Below are 26,109 nucleotides of genomic sequence, written 5' to 3' on the forward strand. Positions count from 1 at the left end.
GTCCTTGGCGTCCTTGTCGGTGGCCGGTGTGGGTGGGGGGTTCGGGGTCAGCCGCGCAGCGCGTCGACCGCTGCCGCCAGTGCCTGCGGGACGTCGGGGACGAGCGTGTGCGCGCCGTCGCGCACGACGTGCCGCCCTCCCACGATCGTGTGCCGTACGTCCGCTGCCGTCCCGGCGAATACGGCGGTCTCGGCGCCGAGCCTGGGCAGTGGCCCGGCGGTCCTGACCGAGTCGAGCGCGATCGTCGTCAGGTCGGCGAGCGCGCCGGGCTCGATGGTGCCGGCCTCGTCCCAGCCCAGGGCCGCGTGACCGTCGGCCGAGGCCGCGCGCAGCAGTGCCGCGGCGGTCCAGTGGCCCCGGGTGCGGGTGCGCAGCCGCTCGTTCAGCTCCATCGCGCGGGCCTCTTCGAGCAGGTCGATGACGGCGTGGCTGTCGGAGCCGAGGGAGAGGGGCGAACCGGCCCGCTGCAGGGCGACGGCGGGGCCGATGCCGTCCGCCAGGTCGCGTTCCGTCGTCGGGCACATACAGGTGCCGGTGCCCGAGCCGCCGATGAGGGCGATGTCCTCGTCGGTGAGATGGGTGTTGTGCACGCCGGTGGTGCGCGGCCCGAGGACGCCGTGGTCGGCGAGCAGCCGGGTGGGCGTGCGGCCGTGCGCCCGGAGGCAGGCGTCGTTCTCGGCGGTCTGCTCGGACAGGTGCACATGGAGCGGGGCCCGCCGCTCCTCGGCCCACCGGGCCACCGTCGCCAACTGGTCCGCGGGCACGGCCCGTACGGAGTGGATCGCCGCCCCGATCCGTGCGTGATCGCGTTCCTTGAGAACTGAACAGCGTTCGGCCCAGGCCTCCGCGCTGCCGTCGGAGAAACGGAGCTGGTGGGCGTTGGGCGGCTGCCCGAAGCCGGAGGAGAGGTAGGCGGTGTCGAGGAGGGTGATGCGGATGCCGGCCTCGGCGGCCGCCGCGACGAGCGCCTCGCCCATGGCGTTCGGGTCGTTGTACGGGGTGCCGCCGGGCGCGTGGTGCACGTAGTGGAACTCGCCGACCGAGGTGACGCCCGCCAGCGCCATCTCGGCGTACACGGCGCGCGCGAGGGCGTGGTAGGTCTCCGGGGTCAGCTGGTCGGCGAAGGAGTACATCACCTCGCGCCAGGTCCAGAAGGTCCCGGAGCCGACCTGGACGGTGCCGCGCAGCGCCCGGTGGAAGGCGTGGCTGTGGGCGTTGGCGAGCCCGGGCAGGGTCAGTCCGCGCAGGATCTCGGCGCCCGGGGGCGGGGTGGGCACGTCGGTGCGGACGGCGGTGATCCGGCCGTCCGTGCCCGCGGCGGAGCCGCTGATCGACACAGTGAGGGCCACGCCCGGCTCGACGTGGGTGTCGAGCCAGGCATGCTCCAGCCAATAGGTCCGTGTGGTCACCTGCAGGCCAGCCCTTCCAGTACGTCGGCGAGCGCGGTCACCCCGGCCAGGCAGTCGTCCTCGGCGGCGAACTCGGCCGGGGAGTGCGAGACGCCGGTGGGGTTGCGCACGAACAGCATGGCGGTCGGAATGCTGCCGGAGAGGATTCCGGCGTCGTGTCCGGCGCCGGTACCCAGGACGGGCACCGTCAGCTCCGTGTCCTGGCCGAGGATGCGGGCCAGTTCGTCGCGCAGGGCGTGGTCGAACTCGACGACGGGCGTGAAGGACTCACGGGCGACGTCGAGGTCGACGCCGTGCGCGGCGGCGTACTCCCGCGCGGCCTTCTCCACCCCCGTGACCACGGTGTCCAGGGTCTCCTGGTCGGCGGCGCGGGAGTCGAGCCAGCCGCGCACCAGCGAGGGGATCGCGTTGACGCCGTTCGGCTCGACGGAGATCTTGCCGAAGGTGGCGACGGCGCCGGCGAGTTCGGCCTCGCGGCGGGCGGCGAGCACGGTCTCGGCGTACGACAGCATCGGGTCGCGCCGGTCCACCAGCCGGGTCGTGCCGGCGTGGTTGGCCTCGCCCCGGAAGTCGAACCGCCAGCGGCCGTGCGGCCAGATGGCGCTGGCGATGCCGACCCGGTCGCCGGACAGGTCCAGGGCCCGGCCCTGCTCGACGTGCAGTTCGACGAAGGCGCCGATGCGGGCGAGCCGCTCGGGGTCCGGTCCGATGGCCTCGGGGTCGTACCCGGCGGCCTCCATCGCCCTGGGCAGGGTGACGCCCTCGCCGTCGGTCAGGCGGTGCGCCTGCTCGACGGTGAGCTGCCCGGCGGTCAGCCGTGAGCCGACGCAGGCGAGCCCGAACCGGGCGCCCTCCTCGTCGCCGAAGTTGGTGATGGCGAGGGGCTTGGCGAACCGCGCTCCCCTGTCGCGCAGTTCGTCGAGGGCGGCGAAGGAGGACACGACCCCGAGGGGCCCGTCGAAGGCTCCACCGTCCGGTACGGAGTCGAGGTGCGACCCGGTGACGACGGCGTCCCCCGCGGCGGGGTCACCGAGCCAGGCCCACTGGTTGCCGTTCCGGTCGACCTCGTAGGTCAGCCCGCGCGCCTCGGCCTGCTCCTTGAACCAGGCACGGCAGTCGGCGTCGGCACCGGTCCAGGCGTAGCGCCGGTAGCCGCCGGAGGCGGAGCTGCGGCCGACCGGCAGCAGCTCCGCCCACATGCTGTGGAAGGTCACGCGTCGTCACCTTCACGCATCGGCACGCGCACGCCCCGCTCCTGCGCGACCGACTCCGCGATGTCGTACCCGGCGTCCACGTGCCGGATGACGCCCATGCCCGGGTCGTTGGTGAGGACACGGCGGATCTTCTCGCCGGCCAGCTTCGTGCCGTCGGCCACCGAGACCTGGCCGGCGTGGATGGAACGGCCCATGCCGACGCCGCCGCCGTGATGGATGGAAACCCAGGAGGCGCCGGAGGCCACGTTGACCATGGCGTTGAGCAGCGGCCAGTCGGCGATGGCGTCGGAGCCGTCGAGCATGGCCTCGGTCTCGCGGTACGGGGAGGCGACGGAGCCGCAGTCGAGGTGGTCGCGGCCGATCGCCAGCGGGGCCGCCAGCTCGCCGGAGGCCACCATGTCGTTGAAGCGCTCGCCGGCCTTGTCGCGCTCGCCGTAGCCGAGCCAGCAGATACGGGCGGGCAGGCCCTGGAAGTGGACGCGCTCGCCGGCCATCTTGATCCAGCGGTGCAGGGACTCGTTCTCCGGGAAGAGCTCCAGGATCGCCTTGTCGGTCTTGGCGATGTCCGAGGCCTCGCCGGACAGGGCGGCCCAGCGGAAGGGGCCCTTGCCCTCGCAGAACAGCGGGCGGATGTAGGCGGGGACGAAGCCGGGGAAGGCGAACGCGCGGTCGTAGCCGGCCAGCTGGGCCTCGCCGCGGATGGAGTTGCCGTAGTCGAAGACCTCGGCGCCGGCGTCCATGAAGCCGACCATCGCCTCGACGTGCTTGGCCATCGACTCACGGGCGCGGGTGGTGAAGCCGGCCGGGTCCTTGGCCGCGGCGGCGGCCATGTCCTCGAACTCCACACCCAGCGGCAGGTACGACAGCGGGTCGTGGGCCGAGGTCTGGTCGGTGACGATGTCGATCGGGGCGCCCTCGGCGAGCATGCGCGGCAGCAGTTCGGCGGCGTTGCCGAGCAGTCCGATGGAGAGCGGACGGCGGGCGTCGCGGGCCTCGACGGCGAGCTGGAGGGCGTGCTCCAGGGAGTCGGCCTTCACGTCCAGGTAGCGGTGCTCGATGCGGCGCTCGATGGCCCGCGGGTCGCAGTCGATGCAGATCGCGACGCCGTCGTTCATGGTGACGGCGAGCGGCTGGGCACCGCCCATGCCGCCGAGGCCGGCGGTCAGGGTGATGGTGCCGGCCAGGGTGCCGTTGAACTTCTTCGCGGCGACGGCGGAGAAGGTCTCGTAGGTGCCCTGGAGGATGCCCTGGGTGCCGATGTAGATCCAGGACCCGGCGGTCATCTGGCCGTACATGGTCAGGCCGAGGGCCTCCAGACGGCGGAACTCCTCCCAGTTGGCCCAGTCGCCGACCAGGTTGGAGTTGGCGATCAGGACACGCGGGGCCCACTCGTGGGTCTGCATGACGCCGACCGGGCGGCCGGACTGGACCAGCATGGTCTCGTCCTGCTTGAGGGTGCGCAGCGTGCGGACCATGGCGTCGAAGGAGCGCCAGTCACGGGCGGCCTTGCCGGTACCGCCGTAGACGACGAGCTTGTCGGGGTGCTCGGCGACCTCGGGGTCCAGGTTGTTCTGGAGCATCCGAAGGGCGGCCTCCTGCTGCCATCCCAGGGCGCTCAGTTCCGTACCGCGCGGCGCTCGTACGGGGCGGGGTCCTGACATGGTCTGCCTCCTAGCGGATTGCTCCCAGTGGATTTTTACTGCGGCTATTCACATCCTCGCGCTCTGAATAGAACTAGTCAATACATCGGCGCGCCAGCGTGGGCGCGTCGCGAGTGTTTGGCTGGATGCATGGGCACGGCAGACGACAGCACGGGGGGCGCTGTGGACGGCGGCACGGGCAGGTACGGGGACGCGGGCGGCGCGGCCGGGTACGGGGGCCACGGCGGCGGCGACGGCACGGGCGGGCACGGAGGCGGCGCGGCCGGCCATGGGGGTGACGGCGGCATGGGCGGGCACGGCGGCGACGGCGCGAGCGAGCACGGTGCGGGCGGCGGTGCGGGCGGGCACGGCGGCACGGGCGGGCGCGGCGCGGGCGGCTACGCGGCTGGCGACGGCGGTGCGGGCAGGCGTGGAAGCGACGGCGCGGGCAGGCACGGGGGCGACGGCGGCACGGGCAGGCGCGGGAGCGACGGCGCCGGCGGGCGCGGCGCGGGCGGCGGTGCGGGCGAGTACGGGGGCGACGGGGAGCGGGTCGCGCGGCGCGACGCGGCCGTGCGGGCCGCGGTGGAGCGGGGGCTGCTCGGGCCCGCGGCGCCCGTGGTCGGGCTGCTGGACGTGGCCGGTATCCGGGAGTCGGCGGCGTCGCTGCGGGCGGCCTTCGACGCGGTGCTGGCGCCGGGGACGCCGGTGCTGCACGCCTTCGCGGTGAAGGCGACCCCGCTGGTGCCGGTGCTGCGGCTGCTCGACGCGGAGGGCATCGGCGCGGAGGTGGCCAGCCCCGGCGAGCTGGCGCTGGCCCGGGCGGCCGGGGTGCCGCCGGCCCGCACCGTCCTGGACTCGCCCGCCAAGACCCCGGCCGAACTGCGCGAGGCGCTGGTGCTGGGGATCGCCGTCAACGCGGACAACCCGCAGGAGCTGGAGCGCATCGACGCCCTGATGCGGTCGGCGCCCAGCCGCTCCCCGCTCGGGATCCGGGTCAATCCGCAGCTCGGCGGCGGTTCCATCGAATCGACCTCGACGGCGACGGCGACCTCGAAGTTCGGGGTGGCGCTGCGCGACGAGGGGGCCCGCGAGTGGGTCGTACGGGCGTATCTGGACCGGCCGTGGCTGACCCGGCTGCACGCGCACACCGGCTCGCAGGGCATCCCGCTGCCGCTGATGGCGCGCGGGGCGGCGGAGACGTACGCGCTCGCCGAGGAGATCAACGCGCGGGCCGGACGGCGGCAGATCGACACCCTGGACATCGGCGGCGGGCTGCCGGTGAACTTCGCCTCGGACGCGACGACGCCGACGTACGCGCGCTACGCGCGGCTGTTGCGGGAGGCCGTGCCGGGGCTGTTCGACGGGCGGTACGGGCTGGTGACCGAGTTCGGGCGGTCCCTGTTGGCCAAGCACGGGACCGTGGTGGCACGGGTGGAGTACGCCAAGAGCGCCGGCGGGCGGCGGGTCGCGGTGACCCACGCGGGCGTGCAGGTGGCGACGCGGACGGTGTACGTGCCCGCCGCCTGGCCGCTCAGGATCGTGGCGTACGACGCGAAGGGGCGGCCCAAGTCCGGGACCGAGGTGGTCCAGGACGTCGCGGGCCCGGCCTGCTTCGCGGGCGACCTGCTGGCCGAGGCGCGGGCGCTGCCGCGTCTGGACCAGGGCGACTACGCGGCGGCGCTGGACACGGGCGCGTACTACTTCGCCCACCACTACGCCTACAACTCCCTCGCCCGGCCCGGGATCTACGGCTTCGCGCCGGACGGTGCCGGGGGCACGGCCTTCGCGACGGTGCGCGAACCGCAGACCCTGGACGAGATCGTGGCCGAGGCCGGAGGGGCGCACGCATCGGCCCTCACCACCCTGAGCACACCAGAAAACCGCTGACGCACTCCCGTCGCGCCCGCGATGAACGTGCCTGAAATCAAGGCAAGTTGACCCACCTTAGTACGCCGACGGCAAGTTCCACCGGGAAATGCTGGAAGGCTCACTCCCCCCGCACACGGTGCGTAGCCTCACAGTCACTCAGCCGGAGTCCCAGGTGGGAGGGGAACCGCGGTGCCCGGAATCGACGAGTGTCTGCTCGAAGCCATGCGCGTGCCCGGCGCCAGGGGCGCCGCACTGGTGGACTGGACGAGCGGGCTGGCGCTGGGCACCGTCGGGGAAGCCCCCGGCGGCGACCACGAGACGACCGCGGCCGAGGCCGCCGAGCTGGCCCGGCTGGCCGCCGAGCACGGGGCGTTCGCGGCCGAGCCGGACGGCGAACGGCCCCCGGTCGAGGACCTGATCGTCAGCAACCGGGACAGCTACCACCTGCTGCGGTTCGTGGTCACGTCCTTCGACAGCACCGTGTTCCTGCATCTGTGGCTGGCCCGCGACGAGGGCAACCTCGCCCTCGCCCGGATCCGGCTCGGGGAGATGGCGGATCGGCTGGTGCTGGCATGACCATGGTCGGCACCCCACCACCGCTGCCGGTGCGGGGCAAGGAGGGCGGGCAGGGGCGGACCCAAGGGGCCCTGTCGCCGATGCTGAGCCGGCTCGCCGACGAGCGCGCCACCGGTGTCCTCATCCGCGAGCACGGCACGCTGCACCTGTCCGACGGTCACGTGGTGCACGCCGAGAGCCGTCTCGCCCCCGGTCTCGACCTGCTCCTGACGGCCCACGGCCCGCTCGGCACGGCGGACTGGCAGCAGGCGGGGCGCCGGACCGACAGCCTGCCCGGCGCCGCCCGGCTGCTGCTGGACGCCGGCCGGCTGACCACGGGCGTGCTGGAGCTGTGCCACCTGGGCGCGCTGTTCGACGCGGGGTACTTCGCGCTGGCCCCGAGCAGCACCCCGGGCCGCTTCCGCTACGGCATCGCACCCGGCCCGGCGCCCCTGCGTCCGGTCCCGGTCACCGCCCTGGAGCGGGAGACCGTGCGCCGCCGCGAGCTGCTGCACCGCATCTGGCCGGACCCGGCCACCGACAGCGCGCCGCTGATCCGGGCCGACCCCGTCGCCGCCCCGCCGGTCACGTCCCGCCAGCGCGCGGTCCTGGAGCTGGTGGACGGCGTGCGGGCGGCACCGGACATCGCACGGGAGCTGGGCAGACGGACGTTCCAGACGCTGGTGGACGTGCGGCGGCTGGCGGCGGCCGGACTCGTCGCACCGGGCACGGCGCCCGGACCGTCACCCCCACCCCTGCCCCAGGTCACCGACCCCGACATCGCGCTGCTGAAGAGGCTCAGAGATGCGCTGGAGGCCCTTTGAACGCCAACGACCCGCCGAGAGGAGACACCTGATGGCGGCCGAGCCCGAGATCGACGCCGTCCTGGACGAACTGCGCCGGCTGCGCAGCCGCGTCCCCCAGCTCACCGGCACCCTGGCGGCCGGCGTCGACGGTCTCGTCATCGCCCACGACACGCCCGGTGTCGACCCGGAGGGGCTCTCGGCGCTCACTGCGGCCGCGCTCGGGGTCGCCCGCCGGATGTCGGACGCCACCGACCAGGGCGGCTTCCGGGAGCTGCTGGTCCGGGGCGCGGACGGCTACGTCGCCACCTACGCGGCCGGCGAGACCGCCGTACTGACCCTGCTCGCCGAGGACCGGGTCAACGTCGGCCGGCTGCACCTGGAGGGCCGCCGGGCGGGCGCCCGGATCGGGCAGCTGGTCGACGCCGCCGAGGCCGCGGCGGCCAAGCGGTCCGCCCGGACGGAGGCCCGGTCCACCGCCCGCACCAGAACCACCCGCACACCACGCACCAGCGCGGTCACCGAACCGCGAACCACTACCGACTAGTCGAATCACACAGAACGAGGGAGCACCGTCATGGCCAACACCGAAACCGCGCTGAAAGAGGCCCTCACCTCCATCGAGGGAGCCACGGGCGTCGCGCTCGTCGACTACACCAGCGGCATGGCGCTGGGCACGATGGGCGGCGGCAAGAGCTTCGACCTGAACGTGGCCGCCGCCGGAAACACCGACGTGATCCGGGCCAAGATGCGCACCATGGAGCACCTCGGCCTGAAGGGCGAGATCGAGGACATCCTGATCACCCTGTCCAACCAGTACCACCTGATCCGGCTGCTCAAGGGCCGTGGCGGCAACGGGCTGTTCCTCTACCTGGTCCTCGACCAGGCCCGCGCCAACCTGGCGATGGCCCGCCACCAGCTGAAGAGGATCGAGGAGGTACTCGAGGTCTGAGGCCGCTCGAAGGCCGAGTTCCCTCGGGCGTCCGAGTCCCCGACGTCCGAGTCCCCGACGTCCGAGGCCCCTCCACGTCCGAGGCCCCTCCACGTCCGAGGCCGCTCGCGGGCCGGGACCGCGGTCAGACGAGTGCGGCGGTGCGGCGGCGGGTCCCGCCCGGGGCCGCGTCGCCCGCGGCGATGCCCGTGCCGCGGTAGCCCTTGGCGGCCTTGCCGGCCGGGCTCCCGCCACGCCGGTCGAGCCAGTCGACGCGCAGCCGCAGCAACTGCTCCCCGGCCCGTTCGCGTCGGCCGAGCCAGGCCGCCTTCAGCCACAGCCCGGTGCCCGTCCCGGCGAGCAGCATGCCGCCGGCCGCGGGCACCACGAAGGAGCTGCCCAGCGCGACGGCGAAGGCGAACAGCAGCCACCACCGGTGGCCCCGGCGCCAGTTGCGCACGGTCACCGCGCGGTCCTGGAGCAGGTCGTGCTTGCCCGCGCGGGACGCGCCCTCGGCGAGGGCGGTGTAGCGCCGTCGGCGTGTGAGCGCCACGACCGCGGCGCCGACGAGGAACAGGGCGGCCCCGGCCAACATGCCGATCCGGCGCCCGGTCACCCCCGGCCCCGCCGCGCCGATGCCCGCCGCGAACACCCCGCACCACCACAAGGGCGCCGCCCCGGCCCGTACGACGACGGCCACCCGGGCCAGGGCCTGTCCTCCGCGTACGCCGCGTCCTCCGCGCTCCCGGCGCTCTTCACGTACTCCGCGCGCCACGTTCCGCCTCCTCGTCCTCGCGGCACAGTTCCCGTCGGGCGGGCAGGCTAACGAGCCAAGGTGAGACGACTCTGAGAGACGCGCGTCACTCCACGAACAGCCCCCGGGCCGCCGCCCGCGCGTCGAACTCCTCCAGCCGTACCTGCGCCTCGGGCAGGTCGTCGCACATGGCCTCCAGCAGCACCCGCCCCAGCAGCATCGGCGCGCACGCCGTGTCGAAGGCGAGTCCGGTGCCGACGGCGGCGGGCAGCAGCAGGTCGGAGTGCTTGGCGACCGGTGCGAACGCCGAGTCGGCGACCGTGACCACGGCCAGCCCCGCCTCCTTGGCGTAGGAGAGGGTGTCGACGACCTCGCGCGGATGCCGCGGCAGCGCGAAGCACAGCAGCGCGGAGGCGCCCGCGCGGACGGCGCCGTCGATGCGGTCGTGGATCATCGTGCCGCCCTCGTCCAGCAGCCGGACGTCCGGGTGGACCTTGCCGGCGAAGTACGCGAAGCCGTACGCCTGGGAGGCCGCGGCGCGCAGCCCGAGCACGGGCAGCGGGCGGGAGGCGGCGAGCAGCCGGCCGGCCTCCTGCACGGGGCGCGGATCGGCCAGCATCTGGGCCAGATGCCGCAGGTTCTCGATCTCGGCCTCGACGGCCTGCTGGTACTCGTTGTACGACCCCGAGCCCGGCGCCGGTTCGGCGGGCACGACCTCGCGCAGGTGCCGGCGCAGGGCCGGGTAGCCGTCGAAGCCGAGGGCGACGGCGAAGCGGGTCACGGACGGCTGGCTGACCCCGGCCAGTTCGGCCAGCTCCACGCTGGACAGGAACGGCACGTCGGCGGCGCGCCGCACCATGCTGTGCGCGATGCGCCGCTGGGTCGGCGTGAGCCGGTGCCCCTCGAAGAGCGTCTGCAGCCGGGTGGCCGGACTGTCCGCCACACCCGTGCTCCTGTCCACACTCATGACGTGCTCCCCCTCCAGATGACCGTGAACCGGTCCAGCAGTCGGGCCGCCGCCGTCACGTCGTCCGTGAGCGGCCGGTCGGCCGGGTCCTCGTCGAGCACCGACTCGGCGAGGGCCAGCGCACGCCCCACCGGAAGCTCCGGGTCGGGCTTCAGGTCGCGCTGGCGCAGCGCCCGTACGGCGGCGACGAGTTCGCAGCCGACCACCAGACGGTACGCACCGCAGGCACGCAGCGTCTGCCGGGCGGCGAGCGAGGCGAAGCTGGCCTGTTCCTCGACGCCCCGGGAGAGTACAGCGTGCCCGAGGGAGGCGGGCGCGGAGAAGGCGCGCAGATCGCCGAGGGCGGCTCCGGCGGCGTACTCCAGGATCATCACGCCGGAGGAGGCGGGCTCCTGGTCGGCGAGGAAGGGGCGCAGGCGGGTGTAGGCGGGCTCGTTGAGGGTGGACAGGCGGGACGTGGACAGGCGGGCCACCTGGGTCACGGCCAGCCTGAAGTGGTCCAGGGCGAGGGCGAGTTGGGCCTGGTAGAAGCCGCCGTGGTGGTAGGCGGCCAGATCCTCGGGGGAGATGAGCGGGTTCTCCGAGGCCGCGTTGATCTCGACCGTGAGCACCTGCTCCAGGGCGTCCGCCGCGTCCTGGGCGGGGCCGTGGATCTGCGGCAGGCAGCGGAAGCCGTACGGGTCCTGGATGCGGCCGAGCGGCGGCGCCGGCCGGTCCGCCGCGCCGATCAGCTCCCGCATCCGGCGGGCCACGTCGACGCTGCCCCGGTGCGGGCGGGCGGCGTGCACGGGGGCGGCGTACGCCTCGTGCGAGCCGTCGACGGCCAGCAGGGACAGCGCCGCCACGACCTGCGTGGCTCCGATGAGCCCGCGCAGCTCGTGCAGGGCGAGCGCGGACTGGCCGAGGGTGAGCGCGTTGCTGCTGATGAGGGCGAGGGCGTCGTTGTTGTCCAGCAACTGGGCGGCGGGGGCGCCCGGCCCGCACCACGGGTGCTCCCCCGCCAGCGCGAGTCCCAGCTGCGCCAGGGCCGCGATGTCGCCGGTGCCGACCGAGCCGAACTCGTTGACCACCGGGTACGCGCCCGACTCCAGCGCCTCGCACAGGGCCGTGACCACGCCGGGCCGCAGTCCGGCGCCGCCGGCGAGCAGTTGGTTGGCGCGCACGGCGAGCATCGCCCGCACCTGGCGGGCCGGGAGCGCCTCGCCGATGGCGCCGGCGTGGCTGCGCAGCAGGCGCAGACCGTGTCCGGCGGCGGCCTCGGTGGGCACGTCCTCGGTGCGGTTGGCACCCACGCCGGTGGAGCGGCCGTACACCCGTCCGCCGGCCGCTATCCGCAGGGCGGCGGTCCAGGACTCCTCCACCCGGCGCAGTGCGTCGCCCGCCGGAACCGGGCGGGCGGTCGCGTCGGCGAGGCGTACGACGTCCTCGACGCCGAGGCCCCTCCCGTCGAGGACCACGGGTCCGGACCGCACGGATCCGGGTGCGTCCATCGTGCGCGACGCCATCACACCCCAGCTCCCCTCGATCCAGACCTCGCCCTTTGACGAGCTATTCACTCACCAAGAACTCTGCATGACGATATACAGCCGGGCAAGAGCCAAGCGTTATTAGAGGGACACACAGGGTGACCGTTCGGATGCTTACGGTGAAGTAGCGCACCCAGCACGACACCCTAGGAAGCCGCATGGCCTGGAACCGCAGGGCCTTTCTGACGGCCACCGCCGTCGGCGCGCTGGCCGCCGCCCCCTCGGCGGCGGCCGACGCGCCCCGTCCGCTCCCACCCGACGTGCCCCGCCCCCGGCACCCTCACCAGGACGGCGGGCGACGCCGCACGCTGGCCCCCGGGCAGGATCCGTTCGCGGTGATCGTCGGCTGCGTCGACTCGCGCGTGCCGCCGGAGCTGGTCTTCGACCAGGGGCTCGGGGACCTGCTGTGCATCCGGACGGCCGGCGAGGTCCTCGACGAGGCGGTGCTCGGCTCCGTCCAGTACGGCGTCCAGGAGCTGGGCATCCCACTGGTGCTGGTGCTCGGGCACGAGCGGTGCGGGGCGGTCGCCGCGACCCTGGACCACCTGCGCACCGGGGCGCGCGTGCCGGGCCACCTCGAACTGCTGGTCGCCGAGATCGCACCCGCCGCCCGCCGGACCCGCGCGGCCCCCGGCGACTGGGCCGAGCACGCGATGCGGGCGCACACGGCCTGGGTCCGCGACGCCATCCGCGCGGACCCGGCGTTCGCGCCGGCGCACATCGCCGCCGCCCGCTTCGACCTCGACACCGGACTCGTCTCCCTGCTGCCCTGAACCTCCGCGCGGACAGGGGGGTTAGCCCCAGTGCGACGGGCGGCCCGGCTGCCTAACCTGGCCCGTATGACGGGAATCGAAGCGCGGGACGCCGACCTGAAGAAGGAACTCGACGCCACGCTGCAGGCGCGCCGGGAACTGGGCGAGGAGTACGAGTCCGCCCTGGTCGACTCGTTCCTGGAGAAGGTCGACCAGCGCATCGACGGCGCGGTCGAGCGCCGGCTGCGCAGGCAACTCGCCGAGCAGCAGATGCAGGTCGCCCGTGGCGCCCGGTCCCCGAAGGCCACCGACACCTGGGGCGAGCGGTTCGGCTTCGGCATCATCTCGCTGGTGCTGGCGATCCCGCTGTCCGCGATCGGCGGCGGCATCGGCCATCTGCCCGGACTGCTCGTCGCCTGGGGCGGCATCGTCGGCGTCAACGCGGTCCAGGCCGCGCGCACCACTCCCGGCCTCTTCCGCCGCCGCCGCGGGTCCTCCCAGGACAGTGACTGGGAGGAGTGACGGTCCGTCACGGGTGCCGACCGGCCGACGGGTCGTCGAACCCCGTGCGTTGAAAGAGATGTGCGCGGGGACCGCCGCACCCCCGTTGCCGGGGGGCGGGACGACGGCGGTCCCCGCGAGGGACGCGGGCCGGGTCAGGGCCGGGCTGCGCGTCCGTGGCGTCCATGGAGGTCCGGGAGCCGCTCCGGAGGTCCTAGGCGCCGTTCGGCGCCGGCCGGGGCGGGGAGCCGCTCCCGCCCTGCCGACACCCCCTAATGTGCCGGACCCGTGTTAAGCGTGTGCTGCGCGCACGTGACACGCTCGTACCACTTCCGCGAAGTCCACCACCTGGACAGGAAACCGCAAGTTTCCCTCCGCCACGGGCCGTTCACCGCAGGTTCGCTACGCCTTTCCACCCTTGGCCAGGAAGGCCAGCAGGTCCTGCCGGCTGACCACACCGGTCGGCTTGCCCTCGACGAGGACGATCGCCGCGTCCGCCGTGCCGAGCACGTTCATCAGGTCGCCGACCGGCTCGCCGGAGCCGACCTGGGGCAGCGGGGCGCACATGTGCTTCTCCAGCGGGTCCTCCAGCGAGGCCCGCTTGTTGAACAGGGCGTCGAGCAGCTCCCGCTCCACGACCGAGCCGACGACCTCGGCGGCCATCACGTCCGGGTGACCGGCGCCCGGCTTCACGACCGGCATCTGCGAGACGCCGTACTCGCGCAGCACCTCGATCGCCTGGCCGACGGTCTCCTCGGGGTGCATGTGCACGAGGGAGGGGATGTGGCCGCCCTCCTTGTGGTTGAGGACGTCGGCGACGCGGGCGCTGGAGCCCTCGTCCTCCAGGAAGCCGTAGTCGGCCATCCACTCGTCGTTGAAGATCTTGCTGAGGTAACCGCGCCCGCTGTCGGGGAGCAGGACGACCACGACGTCGTCGGGACCGAGCCGCTCGGCGACCCGCAGCGCCGCGACCACGGCCATGCCGCAGGAGCCGCCCACCAGGAGCCCCTCCTCCTTGGCCAGGCGGCGGGTCATCTGGAAGGAGTCCTTGTCGGACACGGCGACGATCTCGTCGGCGACGGTGCGGTCGTAGGCGGTCGGCCAGAAGTCCTCACCGACGCCCTCGACCAGGTACGGCCGACCGGAGCCGCCGGAGTACACGGAGCCCTCCGGGTCCGCGCCGACGACCTGGACCTTGCCGTCGCTGGCCTCCTTCAGGTAGCGGCCGGTGCCGGAGATGGTGCCGCCGGTGCCGACGCCCGCCACGAAGTGGGTGATCTTCCCCTCCGTCTGCTCCCACAGCTCGGGGCCGGTCGAGTGATAGTGCGAAAGAGGGTTGTTGGGGTTGGAGTACTGGTCGGGCTTCCAGGCGCCGGGCGTCTCACGCACCAGCCGGTCCGACACGTTGTAGTACGAGTCCGGGTGCTCGGGGGCCACGGCGGTGGGGCACACGACGACCTCGGCGCCGTAGGCCCGCAGCACGTTGATCTTGTCCGTGCTCACCTTGTCCGGGCACACGAAGATGCACTTGTAGCCCTTCTGCTGGGCCACGATGGCGAGCCCGACGCCCGTGTTGCCGCTGGTCGGCTCGACGATCGTGCCGCCCGGCTTCAGCTCCCCGCTCTCCTCGGCGGCCTCGATCATGCGCAGGGCGATGCGGTCCTTCACGGAGCCGCCCGGGTTGAAGTACTCCACCTTGGCCAGGACGGTGGCCTGGATGCCCTTGGTCACGCTGTTGAGCCTCAGCAGCGGGGTGTTGCCGACGAGGCTGATCATCGAGTCGTGGAATCGCACCGTTGTCTCCGGTTGCTTGCAAAAAATGTGGTCTCAGTGGTTCCGCCAGCCTACGGCCCTCGGGTGTCGCGCGGCGGGCGTTCACTCCCCGTTGAGATTGGCCGACGGGCTGTACGGGGCAAGGAGTGGTTGTACGGCAACGAGGAGGTGGCGGCGACGCATGACGAACATGTCCAGGGCGAGGGTGGCCCGGCGTATCGCGGCCGGTGCGGCGTACGGCGGCGGCGGGGTCGGGCTGGTCGGTGCGGCCGCCGTGGGGCTGGTGCTGGCCGAGGTCCAGATGGCCAAGCGCCATGTGGGCAACGGCACGGACAACCACGTCCCCACGGCGGAAGGCCTGTACGGCCTCTCCTACTCCGTCCCGGGCGAACCGCCCCTGCGCATGACTCTGCTGGGTGACTCCACGGCGGCGGGGCAGGGCGTGCACCGGGCGGGCCAGACGCCGGGCGCGCTGCTGGCGTCGGGCCTGTCGGCGGTGGCCGAGCGCCCGGTGGACCTGCGCAACGTGGCGCTTCCCGGGGCGCAGTCCGACGAACTGGACCGCCAGGTCGCCCTGGTCCTGGCCAGTCCGTTCCCCGCCCCGGACGTCTGCGTGATCATGGTCGGCGCCAATGACGTCACCCACCGGATGCCCCCGACGCGCTCGGTGCGCCATCTGTCGGCCGCGGTACGACGGCTGCGCACCGCCGGCGCGGAGGTGGTGGTGGGCACCTGCCCCGACCTGGGCACCATCGAGCTGGTGCAGCAGCCGCTGCGCTGGCTGGCCCGCAGGGCCTCGCGGCAGCTGGCGGCGGCCCAGACGATCGGGGTGATCGAGCAGGGGGGCCGCACGGTGTCGCTCGGCGACCTGCTGGGCCCCGAGTTCGCGGCGAACCCGCGGGAGCTGTTCGGCCCCGACAACTACCACCCCTCCGCCGAGGGGTACGCGACGGCCTCGATGGCGCTGCTGCCGACGGTGTGCGCGGCGCTGGGGCTGTGGCCCGCGGACGAGGAGCGGCCGGACGTCTCGCGGCGCGAGGGCTTCCTGCCGGTCGCGCGTGCCGCCGCCGAGGCCGCGGCGGAGGCCGGTACGGAGGTCACGGCGGCCATGCCCACGGGTCCGCGCGGGCCCTGGGCGCTGCTGAAGCGGCGGCGCAGGCGGCGGGTGACCGAGCCGGAGCCGACGACCGAGCCGTCGACGCAGCCCTCGTGAGAAAAGCAAGCGCTTAGAAAATTGCGGCCAGTGTCACATCGCGACACCGGTGACCGACAAGGTACGTACGGGTAACTTCCCAAGCAGCCCTGCCCATCCCCGTACCGTTGAGTACGTACGCCCATGGAGCCGTGATGCCCGAAGCCGTCATCGTCTCGACCGCCCGCTCCCCCATCGGCCGCGCCGGCAAGGGCTCCCTCAAGGACCTGCGCCCCGACGACCTCACCGCCACGATCATCCAGGCGGCCCTCGCCAAGGTCCCCGAGCTGGACCCGCGGGACATCGACGACCTGATGCTCGGCTGCGGCCTGCCCGGCGGCGAGCAGGGCCACAACCTCGGCCGGATCGTCGCCGTGCAGATGGGCATGGACCACCTCCCCGGCTGCACGATCACCCGGTACTGCTCCTCGTCCCTGCAGACCAGCCGCATGGCGCTGCACGCCATCAAGGCCGGCGAGGGCGACGTCTTCATCTCGGCCGGTGTCGAGACGGTCTCCCGGTTCGTCAAGGGCAGCTCCGACGGCCTGCCGGACACGCACAACCCCCTCTTCGCCGAGGCCGAGGCCCGCACCGCCGCCGTGGCGCAGCAGGAGGGCACCACCTGGCACGACCCGCGCGAGGACGGGCTCGTCCCGGACGCCTACATAGCGATGGGGCAGACCGCCGAGAACCTCGCCCGCTGGAAGGGCGTCACCCGCCAGGACATGGACGAGTTCGGCGTCCGCTCGCAGAACCTCGCCGAGGAAGCCATCAAGAACGGCTTCTGGGAGCGCGAGATCACCCCGGTGACCCTCCCGGACGGCACCGTCGTCTCCAAGGACGACGGCCCGCGCGCGGGCGTCACCCTGGAGGGCGTCGCCGGCCTCAAGCCGGTCTTCCGCCCCGACGGCCTGGTCACCGCCGCCAACTGCTGCCCGCTGAACGACGGCGCCGCCGCGGTCGTCATCATGAGCGACACCAAGGCCCGCGAGCTCGGCCTGACCCCGCTCGCCCGCATCGTGTCCACCGGCGTCTCCGGCCTGTCCCCCGAGATCATGGGCCTCGGCCCGGTCGAGGCCTCTCAGCAGGCCCTGCGCCGCGCCGGCCTGACCATCGACGACATCGACCTGGTCGAGATCAACGAGGCCTTCGCCGCCCAGGTGATCCCCTCCTACCGCGACCTCGGCATCGACATCGACAAGCTGAACGTCAACGGCGGTGCCATCGCGGTCGGCCACCCCTTCGGCATGACCGGCGCCCGGATCACCGGCACGCTCATCAACTCCCTCCAGTGGCACGACAAGCAGTTCGGCCTGGAGACGATGTGCGTCGGCGGCGGCCAGGGCATGGCGATGGTCATCGAGCGCCTCAGCTGACCCCCACGCATTACCCGTAAGCAACCACCGAGGGACCCACCGTGACCCTCTGGCCCGGAGTTCGGGGAACATCCGAACTCCGGGCCGATTTGTGATCCAATCTCCCCCAGGATGTGACCTATCTCCCTTCCCGAAGGGATACATGCAGGTCAGAGCGGTTTCGCGGCTAAATACCAGGCCCAAAGTCCTGCCCGGTTCGTGACGTTACGCACTGACAGCTGGTTAGTCCGCCCTTCAAGCTGATGTAGGAAGTCGGGGGTCGACTTTGAACCGGGAGAACGTCAGTGAGCGCCATGCCGATCGCCCTGCTGCTCACCACGGTCGCCACGGGCGCCGTGGGCGTCGCCGTCCTGCGCACCGTCCTGCTGCTGCGGCGCCAGGTCGCTGAGCTGCACACCCAGCTCGCCGAGAGCCAGGCGGCCGCGACGCGTGCCCTGCTGCCCGCCGCGCGCACCACGGCGGACACCGAGGAGATACGGGCCGCGGTGGCCGAGGCGCTCGCCGAGGAGCGGGAGCGGGAGCTGGCCGAGGCCCGCGCGTTCTGGGCGGCCCAGGAGGCGCGTGACACCTCCGACGCGCCCTCGCTGCTCGGCCTGCCGGACAGCGAACCGTTCCTGCCCCGCCAGTCCGACTTCGTCGGCCTGGAGCCGCTGGAGCCGGTGACCGAGTCGAGCGCGGAGGCCGACGAGTTCCCCGGGGACTCCCCGGAGCTGGCCGCGGCCCGCCGCCGTCACCCCTCGCACCCCGACTTCGTACCGGTGCAGTCGCCGGCCGGGAACGACCACGAGCGCACGGTCAGCACGCTGGAGCAGCTGGCCGACGCCGGCGTCGAACTGACCGACGTCCGCCCCGGCCCGCTGGGCACCCTCGACGTCTACGTCTTCGCCGACGGCACGACCCTGTGCATGACGCCGGGCCACCGCGAGACCGCGGAGCGGCTGGCGGCGGCCCTGCGCGCGGGCCAGACCCCGTATCTGCTCGGTGGTTCGGGCATCTCGGGGGCGTACACGCTGACGTTCGCGTGCGGCGAGGAGAACGTGTACATCCTGGCGGACCGGGTCATCGCGTCCCTGTAGACGCGGGTCGTACCCAGGCACCGCACACGCGCGCCGGAGGTCTCAGACCCCGGCGCGTTTCTGTGCCTCCTCGACCAGTACCACCGCCTCCTCGACCTCGGCGTCGGTTTTCAGCACGAGTGCCAAGTCGTGTCCGGCGACGGTGATCTGGTCGGCCACCGCGAACATCCCGGCGTCGGGCATCTCATGAGGCTCCCCCGAGGGGTCCTCGATCCGTTGGGCACGGCGTGCCAACTCCCTGGCCAGGTCCAGCGCTTCGGCGGCCGCGCTGCGCTGCAGCCGGCTCTGCGGTGCGGCTCGCAGACGGTCCGCGAAGTGCTCCACAGCTCGGGTCAGAGGTGTCGTGTCAACCACGTCGCGAGACTACGCGTCGCGGCGGGACTGTTGCCAATACGCCAACGCTCAGGCACGGTGACGTGAAGGACCGGCTTCGAATGCGTCCGGAGGCGCCGATGTCCCAAGTCTTCTCCGAAGAGACCCATCGCAATATGCTCGCCCGCATCCCCCACTGCACCGGTCGTGAAGTCTCCGACTGGCTTCGCACCATGGAAGATGGACCCGCTCTCTTCCGCTTCGAGGAGAAGGTCAGCTGGCTTCGCCACGAGCACAACCTCGCGTACGGCCACGCCAAGGCAATCGTTCACGAATTCGACCTGAGGAGGGCCGCGCGCAAGCTGCTCTAGGCGCGCACCACCGGAACGACGAAGGGCCCCGGGAGGATCCCGGGGCCCTTTCGCGCGGCGTCGGCCGCGGCGTCGTGCTAGTCGTTGTTGCTGAAGATCGCCACCAGCCGCAGCATCTCCACGTAGATCCACACGAGGGTCAGGGTGAGGCCGAACGCGGCCAGCCAGGCCTCCTCGCGCGGGGCGCCGTAGGCGATGCCGTCCTCGATCTGCTTGAAGTCGAGGGTCAGGAAGAACGCGCCGATCAGGATCGCGATGATGCCGACGATCGCGCCGAGCGGACCGAAGCTGCGCAGACCGCCGTCACTGGCCACGCCGAACGCGACCAGCAGCAGGTTGACCGCCGTGACCAGCACGAACGCGATCGCGATGGCCATACCGATGCGGGCGTAGCGAGCGGTGACGCGGATCCAGCCGGCCTTGTAGACCAGCAGGGTCGCGGCCGAGACCGCCATGGTGCCGAGCACCGCCTGGAACGGGGCGCCGCTCCACTGGCTGTTGTACATCTCGCTGATCACGCCGAGGAAGACGCCCTCGAAGGCGGCGTATCCCAGGATCAGCGCGGGCGACGCCGTGCGCTTGAAGCTCTGCACGAGCGCCAGGACCATCGCGATGATGGCCGAGACGAACGCCAGGCCGTAGCTGGTGGTCGACACCGGCAGCAGCGCCCAGGCGAGTGCGGCGCCGACGGCGACCGTACCGAGCGTCATGGCCGAGCGCATGACGACGTCGTCCATCGTCATCCGGCCGGTGGTGACCGGGGCCTGCGGCGGGGCGCCGTACTGCTGGTCCTGCTGTGCGTACGGGTTGCTCGCGTAGGGGTTGCCGCCCTGGGCGTGCGGGTTGCCCTGGGCGTAGGGGTTGCCCTGTGCGTACCCGGCCTGCGGCGCGGCGTTGAAGCCCGCGTAGCCGTTGTCGCGGCTGAACCCCCGTCGCGAGAAGACCGGGTTGCTGCTCCTCATTGCACTCCTCCATGGCCACCCTTAGTGGCCTTGGCTCAAGAGTAATAGGTTGGCAAAGGATCGACCCTAATACCTGGGGAGGATCTTTCCCATGACGTGCTGGCCAACACGCTACGCGGACGCGTGATTCCCGGCCATGGAGGGCACCACTCCATGACCAACCCGCTACCTGCCCGGAACCGGCCGGATACCGGCCGGCCGCACGGACCGCCGGTCAGCCGACCGGGAAGCCGGTGTAGGCCTCGGCCAGGTCGGTCCCGGCCGCGCGCGAGGAGGCGATCCTTTCCAGCCGGGCCAGCTGGAGCCGGTCGTCGAAGGCGGTGGCGTCCGGAGCGCGGTGCAGGAGGGTCGTCATGTCGTAGGAGAACCGCTCGGCCTGCCAGACGCGGCGCAGACAGGTCTCGGAGTACGCGTCCAGGAGCTCCGGCGAGCCGGTCTCCTTCTCGTGGGCCAGCGCCCGGGCGAGGGTGACGACGTCACCGACGGCCAGGTTGAGTCCCTTGGCGCCGGTCGGCGGCACGATGTGGGCGGCGTCCCCGGCGAGGAAGAGGCGGCCGTACCGCATGGGCTCGTGGACGTACGAGCGCATCGGCGTGACCGACTTCTGGGTGATCGGCCCACGCTCCAGCCGCCACCCGTCGGTGGTCTCGAAGCGCCGCTCCAGCTCGCCCCAGACGTCCTCGTCGCTCCACTCCCCAGCCTCCGTGCCGGCGGGCACCTGGAGGTAGAGGCGGGAGACGGACGGGGACCGCATCGACAGGAGGGCGAAGCCGCGGTCGTGGCGGGCGTAGACGAGCTCGTCGTGCGAGGGGGCGACGTCGGCGAGGATGCCGAGCCAGGCGTAGGGGTACGTCCGCTCGAACACCCGGGAGAGGGAAGCGGGTACGGCCTTCCGGGCCACCCCCCAGAACCCGTCGCACCCGGCGACGTAGGAGCACTCCAGCACGTCCTCGCGCCCCGCGTGCCGGAAGCGGACGCGCGGGGCGTCCGTGTCGGCGCCCTCGACGGCCAGCGCCTCCGCCTCGAACAGCAGCGGGCCGCCCTCCTTCGTCCGCAGGGCGATGAGGTCCCGGCACACCTCGGTCTGGGCGTAGACCATCACCGACCGCCCGCCGGTGAGACCCGGGAAGTCGACGCGGTGCCGTCGCCGGGCGAACCGCAGCTCGATCCCGTCGTGCCGCAGTCCCTCCCGGTCCATCCGCTCCCCCGCCCCGGCGGCACGCAGCACGTCCACCGTGCCCTGCTCCAGGATCCCGGCCCGCTGCCGGTGCTCGACATGGGCGCGGTCGCGGCTCTCCAGGACGACCGAGTCGATACCCGCGCCGCGCAGCAGCCGCGCGAGAAGGAGCCCGGCGGGGCCGGCCCCGATGATGCCGACGGTGGTACGCATCGGTCGTGTCCTCCCGGAGTGACTGTCGCTCGCTGTTCGTTCGTATAGTGAAGTTTTCTTCACCCACTTCCAACGGGAGTCTCCGGCCACAAGCGTCCGCTGTCAACGCTCCTGGGGCGTCTTCCCCTGGGGCGAGACAGGTGCGGGAAGCGCCCGGAACGCACACCGCGGCGGGTGCCGGAGACCGTATGGCCCTGGCACCCGCCGCGGTTCGGTCGGGATGGTCCGCGTCAGCGTCGCCGACGGCTCACTCGGTGCCGCGGTGCAGGTACGCGCGCTTCACGGTCTGCCGGACGCTGTTGCCGGCGGAGTCCGTCGCGGTCACCCGCAGCGTCACGTACGCGTCGCCGTGCACGTTCGACGGCCGCTCCACGGTGGCGGTGAACGGTCCGTCGCCGACCTGCTGTTCGGTGCGTGTCGTGGTCCAGGTCCTCCCGTCGTCGTAGGACGCCTCGACCTTCAGCTTCACGCCGCGCGGGGCGGCCATGCCCTCCTGCATGCGGACGGTCAGGCCGAGGGTGTGCTCCCGCGCCCGTCCCACCGCGTTCTGTGCGTCGACCGGTACGTCGTAGTCGAGCTGGAGCAGCGGCAGCAGGGTCGCCTCGGCCGCGGTGCCCGAGCGGAACGTCCAGGACGTGTGGGTGTCGGTGGCGTAGCGCCAGTCGTCCGAGGTGCGGGCGGTGGTCAGGTCGAGCCGGTAGTCGGCGCTGCCCGCGGGCACCTCGAAGTTGCCCCACGCGCCGTTGTCGGACGTGGCGATCTGCTCACCGTTGCGGTACAGCACCGCCTTGGACGTGTCGTTCACGAAAGCCACGCCCGGGCCGCCGCCGATTCCGCCGAAGGGGTCGGCCTCCGCGAACGACCAGTGACCGGCGCCGGAGTCGTTGAACTCCGGGACGTACACCGACAGGGTGTCGCCGTTGCGCACCGACGACAGGCCCTTGCCGCGCGGGATCGACGGGCGGACCACCGCTCCGAACCACCGCTCCGTGGCTCGCCGGCCTGCCTGGTAGGTGTGCGTGAAGTCGTGCATGCCGGCCGACAGCGGGAAGTCGACATTGGTGACGATGTTGTGGTGCACGACGTGCTGCCACAGCGTGTCTCCGGCGCTCACGTACTCGACGCGTTCCTGCCCCAGCGGAACGTAGCGGCTGTACTGGTTCCACGCGGTGTCCTGGAACGGCCGCCACGCGAAACGCTGTTCGCTCGCCCAGGACGAGGCACCGGTGCGGGTGTACGTGCTGCGGACCTCCGCGGTGTTGCGATCCGAGACGGTGTAGACCACCTGCTTGGGGATGGAGCCCTTCGAGACCTGCATCACGTCGTACAGATACGGGCTGCGCACCGTACCGGAGAACTCCACCGTCGTGGTGCCCTTCTCGATGCGCTCCAGCAGAGCCGACCCGTTCTTCCAGGAGGTCTGCATGGTGGGCAGGGCCATCCGGTCACCGTCCGGCTGCCACCGGGTCCAGTCGGAGAAACCCTCGGGCTGCACCACCAGCAGCGCCTTGGCCCCGGCGTCCGCGGCGGCCTGCGCGAGATCCCGTCGGTCGTACCACGCGGAGTTGTCGTCCCGTACGACGGCCAGCTTGCCGCGCGCCCCGCGGAAGTCGGGCGCCGCCGCCAGGCCGGCGGCCACGGCGGTCAGCTGCGCGCCCCGGTCCCCGAAGACCGGGGAGGTCACCTGGTAGTACGGCGCGAACTGCTGCGAGCTGCCCGAGACCTTGGCCCGCAGTTGCGGGGCCGTCATCTGCCAGCGCGAGGAGTACTCGAAGACACCGTCGGTGACCTGGGCGGTGGGGCTGACGTAGAGCCGCTTGACGGTGTCGAAGAACAGGGCGCCCTGCATCAGGCCCTGACCGTCGATCTCGCGGTAGAACGTGGTGCTGAGGACGCCGTGCTGCTCGGCGGGGCGAGGCGTGCGGATCTTCACCTCGGTGACCTTCGAGGCGTCCAGGGTCACCGTCATGTCCTGGGTGACCTTCACCTCGGGGTCGACGATCTGGCCGGCCTCTTCACCGTCATCGGTCCGGTCGTAGAAGCCGGCGCTGAGGTAGTACGTGCCCTCTTCCACGACGGCGACTCCCGCGTCGCGGTCCGTGTAGCCCACGAACCCGTCGGGGCCCCAGATGTTCGGCAGCCAGCCGGGCACGACCTGGCCGTTGCGGTCGCGGTAGACCACGGTCAGCCGGTGCTGGGGGGCGTGCACCACGAGGGAGACGGTGGTGTGGACGAGCACGGTGCCGTCGGCGGACTTGGCCGTGACGTATCCGTAGAACTTGCCGCGGACCGCGTGCGTCGCGTCGGTGCGCAGCGGCACGTCGGCGGTGGCACCGGGGGCCACTTGCACGGTGCCGGCGTCGAGGCTGACCACTCCGTCGGGCATGACCCGCCCGTTCTCGGTGGCCAGGTTCACGGCCAGGGAGAGGGTGAGCGGGTGATCGCCGGTGTTGGTGTAGTGGAGGGTGGCCGCCTCTTGTTGACCCTGCGTGCCGCCGGTCGTCAGGGGGGCGAGGGTGACAGAGCCGGTGGCCGTGATCGGGCCCGTGGCCGCGGCGAGGTCGATGCGGCCGCCGCCCTGCTCGGTCACCTTGGTGCCGGGCACCGTGTGCGCGGTGCTGATCAGGGCGTCCTTGAGCTGCTGGGCGCTCCAGTCCGGGTGCTGCTGGGCCAGCAGCGCGGCGGCGCCGGCGACGTGCGGGGTGGCCATGGAGGTCCCGGACAGCGCCACGTAGTTGGCGTCGATCGGGTCGCCCAGGGTGGTGCCGGCCGCGCGGGCGGCGACGATGCCCACGCCGGGGGCGGTCACGTCGGGCTTGACCGCTTCGTCGCCGAAGCGCGGGCCGCGGCTGGAGAAGGGGGCCAGGGAGTCGTCGCGGTCGACGGCACCCACGGTCAGCGCGGAGTCGGCCGCGCCCGGCGTGCCGACGGAATACGGATCCGGACCCGAGTTGCCGGCCGCGACGACGAAGAGCGTGCCGGTGGAGGCGGTCAGGTTGTCGACGGCCTGGCTGAGCGGGTCGGTGCCGTCGGTCAGCTCGGGCGCCCCGAGGCTCATGTTGACGACCTTGGCGTGCTCGGCGGTCGCCCACTCCATGCCGGCGATGATGCCCGACTCGGTGCCGTAGCCGTCGTCGTCCAGGACCTTGCCGATCAGCAGGTCGGCCTTGGGCGCGACACCGCGCCGGGTGCCGTCCGAGGCGGCGCCGGTGCCGCCGACGATGGAGGCGACGTGGGTGCCGTGGCCGAAGTGGTCACCGGTGTTCCCGCTGCCGGAGAAGTCCTCGGCCTCCGCGACGCGGCCGGCCAGGTCGGGGTGGTCGGCGTCGATGCCGGTGTCGAGCACGGCCACCTTGACGCCCTGGCCCTCGTAGCCGGCCTTCCAGGCGGTGGGGGCGTTGATCTGCGCCGTGCTGCGGTCCAGCATGGCCTTGACCTTGCCGTCCAGCGAGACCCGCGGGGTGACCGCGGCCCGGGCGGCGTCCGACTTCTCACCGGGGTTCAGCGTCTTCCAGAACGTCCCCAGGTCCTTGCCGGAGACCCGCACGGACCGCGCGTCGATGCTCGCCAGGGTGCGGGAGCGCGTCGACTTGAGCGCCACCAGCCGGTCGGCGAGGTCCGCGGCGGCCTTCGAGGCCCGTGCGCCGGCCCTGGCTCCCTGCCGGGACGGCGCGGAGGAGACGATCAGCGGAAGCGCGGACGTGTGGGCCTCGTCGTAGCCCTGGGAGATCAGGGCGGTCACGTTGAAGAGCCGACGGTCCAGCGTCCCGGCGGACACCAGCCCCTGGGCGTCGAACGGCATCACGGTCAGCGACTTGTCGTCGCCCTCGAACGTCTCGAAGGGCACGTGCTCGCGCCCGGGGCCGGGCCGCACCGATGCGGTTCGCCGTCCGCCGGGCAGCGACGTCACGGTCACCCGGTCGCCCGTCACCAGCCGAACGGTCGCGGAGTGGGCCCCCGGTACGGCGGCGGGGCGAGTGACGAGGCCGGTGGCCGGCGCACGTCCTGCGGCGACGGCCGGCGTCACGCCGGCCACCACCAGCAATCCGGTCGATATCGCCGCCAAGCGGCGGATTCTTGCCATCAGGGGAACACCTTTCGTACAGCTGCACGCCACAACTGGCCGAAAGCATTCGTCGGTACGACCGGGCCTGTCACTGGCCACAGGTGTCGCATGTGCGACGTGGCCCAAACGCGACAGGCGTCGCCTGCGCGGGTCAGCGGCATGACAGGAGCCGCGCACGCCTGTTCGTCGAAGGCATCCGCGTGCCGCACACCGGCCTTGGCGATGGGGAAGCCGACAGCAACCAGCGGGCCACTGTCGGATCACTCCCGAAGGTGGCCCGCTCGTTGCGCCGCAGGCGCGGCAAGTGCCCGGAACCGGACTTGAACCGGTACGCCCGCGAGGGGCAGCGAGGTTTAAGCTCGCCGTGTCTGCATTCCACCATCCGGGCAGGCCATGGGCTCCGCTTCGAGGTCCCGAGCCTATCGGGATACATCCCCCGAACAGCGGACGGGCGGACCGATGTTGTCTTATTTTATTGACGTCTGAGGGAGCATCAGCCCGCCGCAAGCGCCATCCGCACTTGCCAATAGCGTTACGCGTGGTGGGTGCGCGCGTACGCGGAATGACGGAATTTCACCGTCCGAACGAGGGGGCTCCACCTGTTCTCGACGGGTCGTCACCCTTTCTCCGACTCGGCCGTCATCCCCAGGTATGACGCGAGGCCCTC

22 protein-coding genes and 1 tRNA gene are annotated in these 26,109 nt (G+C 72.5%); 11 read left to right on the forward strand and 12 right to left on the reverse strand.

What is annotated here, in order from left to right; genetic code table 11:
- Positions 1–47 precede the first annotated feature (47 nt).
- Genes IPZ69_RS29270 through hutU form a run of 3 tightly spaced genes read right to left on the reverse strand, consistent with a single transcriptional unit; the run spans position 48 to position 4,284 of the window.
- A complete protein-coding gene (locus tag IPZ69_RS29270; protein WP_235457605.1) occupies positions 48–1,409 on the reverse strand; it encodes a formimidoylglutamate deiminase in 1,362 nt (453 codons plus the stop codon).
- Positions 1,406–2,623 carry an allantoate amidohydrolase gene (locus IPZ69_RS29275; protein WP_235457606.1) on the reverse strand — a complete coding sequence of 406 codons (1,218 nt, stop codon included), beginning with the start codon at positions 2,621–2,623 and terminating at the stop codon, positions 1,406–1,408. The genes IPZ69_RS29270 and IPZ69_RS29275 overlap by 4 nt, the downstream gene beginning before the upstream one ends.
- The gene (hutU, locus tag IPZ69_RS29280) at positions 2,620–4,284 is read right to left on the reverse strand and encodes a urocanate hydratase (protein WP_235457607.1); all 1,665 of its coding nucleotides are present in this window, start codon (positions 4,282–4,284) and stop codon (positions 2,620–2,622) included. The genes IPZ69_RS29275 and hutU overlap by 4 nt, the downstream gene beginning before the upstream one ends.
- Positions 4,285–4,836: 552 nt before the next feature.
- On the opposite strand from hutU, the gene IPZ69_RS29285 reads away from it, so the two are divergent.
- The 5 genes from IPZ69_RS29285 to IPZ69_RS29305 all read left to right on the forward strand — a co-directional run bounded on the left by IPZ69_RS29285 (position 4,837) and on the right by IPZ69_RS29305 (position 8,445).
- A complete protein-coding gene (locus IPZ69_RS29285) occupies positions 4,837–6,153 on the forward strand; it encodes a diaminopimelate decarboxylase (protein WP_235457640.1) in 1,317 nt (438 codons plus the stop codon).
- A 171-nt stretch (positions 6,154–6,324) separates the two neighbouring features.
- Positions 6,325–6,711: a hypothetical protein gene (locus IPZ69_RS29290; RefSeq protein ID WP_235457609.1), complete on the forward strand. Its 387-nt coding sequence runs from the start codon at positions 6,325–6,327 to the stop codon at positions 6,709–6,711.
- Complete coding sequence (locus IPZ69_RS29295; RefSeq protein WP_235457610.1) at positions 6,708–7,514, forward strand: transcriptional regulator; 807 nt, start codon at positions 6,708–6,710, stop codon at positions 7,512–7,514. The genes IPZ69_RS29290 and IPZ69_RS29295 overlap by 4 nt, the downstream gene beginning before the upstream one ends.
- Positions 7,515–7,545: 31 nt before the next feature.
- Positions 7,546–8,040, forward strand: coding sequence for a roadblock/LC7 domain-containing protein (locus IPZ69_RS29300; protein ID WP_235457611.1), 495 nt, complete (start codon positions 7,546–7,548; stop codon positions 8,038–8,040).
- 30 nt (positions 8,041–8,070) lie between these two features.
- Positions 8,071–8,445 carry a hypothetical protein gene (locus IPZ69_RS29305; RefSeq protein ID WP_235457612.1) on the forward strand — a complete coding sequence of 125 codons (375 nt, stop codon included), beginning with the start codon at positions 8,071–8,073 and terminating at the stop codon, positions 8,443–8,445.
- Between the two features lie 124 nt (positions 8,446–8,569).
- Here the strand turns inward: IPZ69_RS29305 and IPZ69_RS29310 are convergent, their stop codons facing one another.
- The 3 genes from IPZ69_RS29310 to IPZ69_RS29320 form a co-directional block, all read right to left on the reverse strand.
- On the reverse strand, positions 8,570–9,124 hold the full coding sequence (locus IPZ69_RS29310) for a hypothetical protein (RefSeq protein WP_235457641.1): 555 nt from the start codon (positions 9,122–9,124) through the stop codon (positions 8,570–8,572).
- A 160-nt stretch (positions 9,125–9,284) separates the two neighbouring features.
- Positions 9,285–10,145 carry a MurR/RpiR family transcriptional regulator gene (locus IPZ69_RS29315; protein ID WP_235457613.1) on the reverse strand — a complete coding sequence of 287 codons (861 nt, stop codon included), beginning with the start codon at positions 10,143–10,145 and terminating at the stop codon, positions 9,285–9,287.
- Entirely contained in the window at positions 10,142–11,650 is a 1,509-nt protein-coding gene (locus IPZ69_RS29320; RefSeq protein WP_235457614.1) for an aromatic amino acid ammonia-lyase, read from the reverse strand. Before IPZ69_RS29320 ends, IPZ69_RS29315 begins: the two co-directional genes overlap by 4 nt.
- Before the next feature lie 179 nt (positions 11,651–11,829).
- On the opposite strand from IPZ69_RS29320, the gene IPZ69_RS29325 reads away from it, so the two are divergent.
- Together IPZ69_RS29325 and IPZ69_RS29330 are read left to right on the forward strand one after the other, a co-directional pair.
- The gene (locus IPZ69_RS29325) at positions 11,830–12,444 is read left to right on the forward strand and encodes a carbonic anhydrase (RefSeq protein WP_235457615.1); all 615 of its coding nucleotides are present in this window, start codon (positions 11,830–11,832) and stop codon (positions 12,442–12,444) included.
- 66 nt (positions 12,445–12,510) lie between these two features.
- On the forward strand, positions 12,511–12,945 hold the full coding sequence (locus IPZ69_RS29330) for a hypothetical protein (protein WP_235457616.1): 435 nt from the start codon (positions 12,511–12,513) through the stop codon (positions 12,943–12,945).
- A gap of 381 nt (positions 12,946–13,326) precedes the next feature.
- On the opposite strand, the gene IPZ69_RS29335 is transcribed toward IPZ69_RS29330, so the two are convergent.
- Complete coding sequence (locus IPZ69_RS29335) at positions 13,327–14,718, reverse strand: cystathionine beta-synthase (RefSeq protein WP_235457617.1); 1,392 nt, start codon at positions 14,716–14,718, stop codon at positions 13,327–13,329.
- A gap of 160 nt (positions 14,719–14,878) precedes the next feature.
- Here IPZ69_RS29335 and IPZ69_RS29340 point away from each other — a divergent pair, with 160 nt between their 5' ends.
- The 3 genes from IPZ69_RS29340 to IPZ69_RS29350 all read left to right on the forward strand — a co-directional run bounded on the left by IPZ69_RS29340 (position 14,879) and on the right by IPZ69_RS29350 (position 18,341).
- The gene (locus tag IPZ69_RS29340; RefSeq protein WP_235457618.1) at positions 14,879–15,910 is read left to right on the forward strand and encodes an SGNH/GDSL hydrolase family protein; all 1,032 of its coding nucleotides are present in this window, start codon (positions 14,879–14,881) and stop codon (positions 15,908–15,910) included.
- A 134-nt stretch (positions 15,911–16,044) separates the two neighbouring features.
- On the forward strand, positions 16,045–17,265 hold the full coding sequence (locus IPZ69_RS29345) for an acetyl-CoA C-acetyltransferase (protein WP_235457619.1): 1,221 nt from the start codon (positions 16,045–16,047) through the stop codon (positions 17,263–17,265).
- Between the two features lie 293 nt (positions 17,266–17,558).
- Complete coding sequence (locus tag IPZ69_RS29350) at positions 17,559–18,341, forward strand: hypothetical protein (RefSeq protein WP_235457642.1); 783 nt, start codon at positions 17,559–17,561, stop codon at positions 18,339–18,341.
- A gap of 42 nt (positions 18,342–18,383) precedes the next feature.
- On the opposite strand, the gene IPZ69_RS29355 is transcribed toward IPZ69_RS29350, so the two are convergent.
- A complete protein-coding gene (locus tag IPZ69_RS29355; protein WP_235457621.1) occupies positions 18,384–18,695 on the reverse strand; it encodes a hypothetical protein in 312 nt (103 codons plus the stop codon).
- 98 nt (positions 18,696–18,793) lie between these two features.
- Between IPZ69_RS29355 and IPZ69_RS29360 the strand changes: the two genes are divergently transcribed.
- On the forward strand, positions 18,794–19,024 hold the full coding sequence (locus tag IPZ69_RS29360) for a DUF4287 domain-containing protein (RefSeq protein WP_235457622.1): 231 nt from the start codon (positions 18,794–18,796) through the stop codon (positions 19,022–19,024).
- Positions 19,025–19,101: 77 nt separating this feature from the next.
- Here IPZ69_RS29360 and IPZ69_RS29365 read toward each other — a convergent pair whose 3' ends face one another.
- The 4 genes from IPZ69_RS29365 to IPZ69_RS29380 form a co-directional block, all read right to left on the reverse strand.
- Positions 19,102–19,986 (reverse strand): Bax inhibitor-1/YccA family protein, encoded by an 885-nt coding sequence (locus tag IPZ69_RS29365; RefSeq protein WP_235457624.1) that lies wholly within the window; start codon positions 19,984–19,986, stop codon positions 19,102–19,104.
- 214 nt (positions 19,987–20,200) lie between these two features.
- On the reverse strand, positions 20,201–21,376 hold the full coding sequence (locus IPZ69_RS29370; protein ID WP_235457625.1) for a 4-hydroxybenzoate 3-monooxygenase: 1,176 nt from the start codon (positions 21,374–21,376) through the stop codon (positions 20,201–20,203).
- 247 nt (positions 21,377–21,623) lie between these two features.
- Positions 21,624–25,460: a S8 family peptidase gene (locus IPZ69_RS29375; protein WP_235457626.1), complete on the reverse strand. Its 3,837-nt coding sequence runs from the start codon at positions 25,458–25,460 to the stop codon at positions 21,624–21,626.
- Positions 25,461–25,747: 287 nt separating this feature from the next.
- Positions 25,748–25,830, reverse strand: a tRNA-Leu gene (locus IPZ69_RS29380).
- Between the last annotated feature and the right edge of the window lie 279 nt (positions 25,831–26,109).

Source organism: Streptomyces olivochromogenes (assembly GCF_021538895.1).
Taxonomy (GTDB): domain Bacteria; phylum Actinomycetota; class Actinomycetes; order Streptomycetales; family Streptomycetaceae; genus Streptomyces; species Streptomyces olivochromogenes_A.

Coding starts and splice junctions, on each gene's coding strand:
- IPZ69_RS29315 (WP_235457613.1), bottom strand. CDS start 10,145: ATGAGTGTGGACAGGAGCACGGGTGTGGCGGACAGTCCGGCCACCCGG.
- IPZ69_RS29325 (WP_235457615.1), top strand. CDS start 11,830: ATGGCCTGGAACCGCAGGGCCTTTCTGACGGCCACCGCCGTCGGCGCG.
- IPZ69_RS29305 (WP_235457612.1), top strand. CDS start 8,071: ATGGCCAACACCGAAACCGCGCTGAAAGAGGCCCTCACCTCCATCGAG.
- IPZ69_RS29300 (WP_235457611.1), top strand. CDS start 7,546: ATGGCGGCCGAGCCCGAGATCGACGCCGTCCTGGACGAACTGCGCCGG.
- IPZ69_RS29350 (WP_235457642.1), top strand. CDS start 17,559: ATGCCGATCGCCCTGCTGCTCACCACGGTCGCCACGGGCGCCGTGGGC.
- IPZ69_RS29370 (WP_235457625.1), bottom strand. CDS start 21,376: ATGCGTACCACCGTCGGCATCATCGGGGCCGGCCCCGCCGGGCTCCTT.
- IPZ69_RS29365 (WP_235457624.1), bottom strand. CDS start 19,986: ATGAGGAGCAGCAACCCGGTCTTCTCGCGACGGGGGTTCAGCCGCGAC.
- IPZ69_RS29320 (WP_235457614.1), bottom strand. CDS start 11,650: ATGGCGTCGCGCACGATGGACGCACCCGGATCCGTGCGGTCCGGACCC.
- IPZ69_RS29360 (WP_235457622.1), top strand. CDS start 18,794: ATGTCCCAAGTCTTCTCCGAAGAGACCCATCGCAATATGCTCGCCCGC.
- hutU (WP_235457607.1), bottom strand. CDS start 4,284: ATGTCAGGACCCCGCCCCGTACGAGCGCCGCGCGGTACGGAACTGAGC.
- IPZ69_RS29295 (WP_235457610.1), top strand. CDS start 6,708: ATGACCATGGTCGGCACCCCACCACCGCTGCCGGTGCGGGGCAAGGAG.
- IPZ69_RS29345 (WP_235457619.1), top strand. CDS start 16,045: ATGCCCGAAGCCGTCATCGTCTCGACCGCCCGCTCCCCCATCGGCCGC.
- IPZ69_RS29340 (WP_235457618.1), top strand. CDS start 14,879: ATGACGAACATGTCCAGGGCGAGGGTGGCCCGGCGTATCGCGGCCGGT.
- IPZ69_RS29375 (WP_235457626.1), bottom strand. CDS start 25,460: ATGGCAAGAATCCGCCGCTTGGCGGCGATATCGACCGGATTGCTGGTG.
- IPZ69_RS29330 (WP_235457616.1), top strand. CDS start 12,511: ATGACGGGAATCGAAGCGCGGGACGCCGACCTGAAGAAGGAACTCGAC.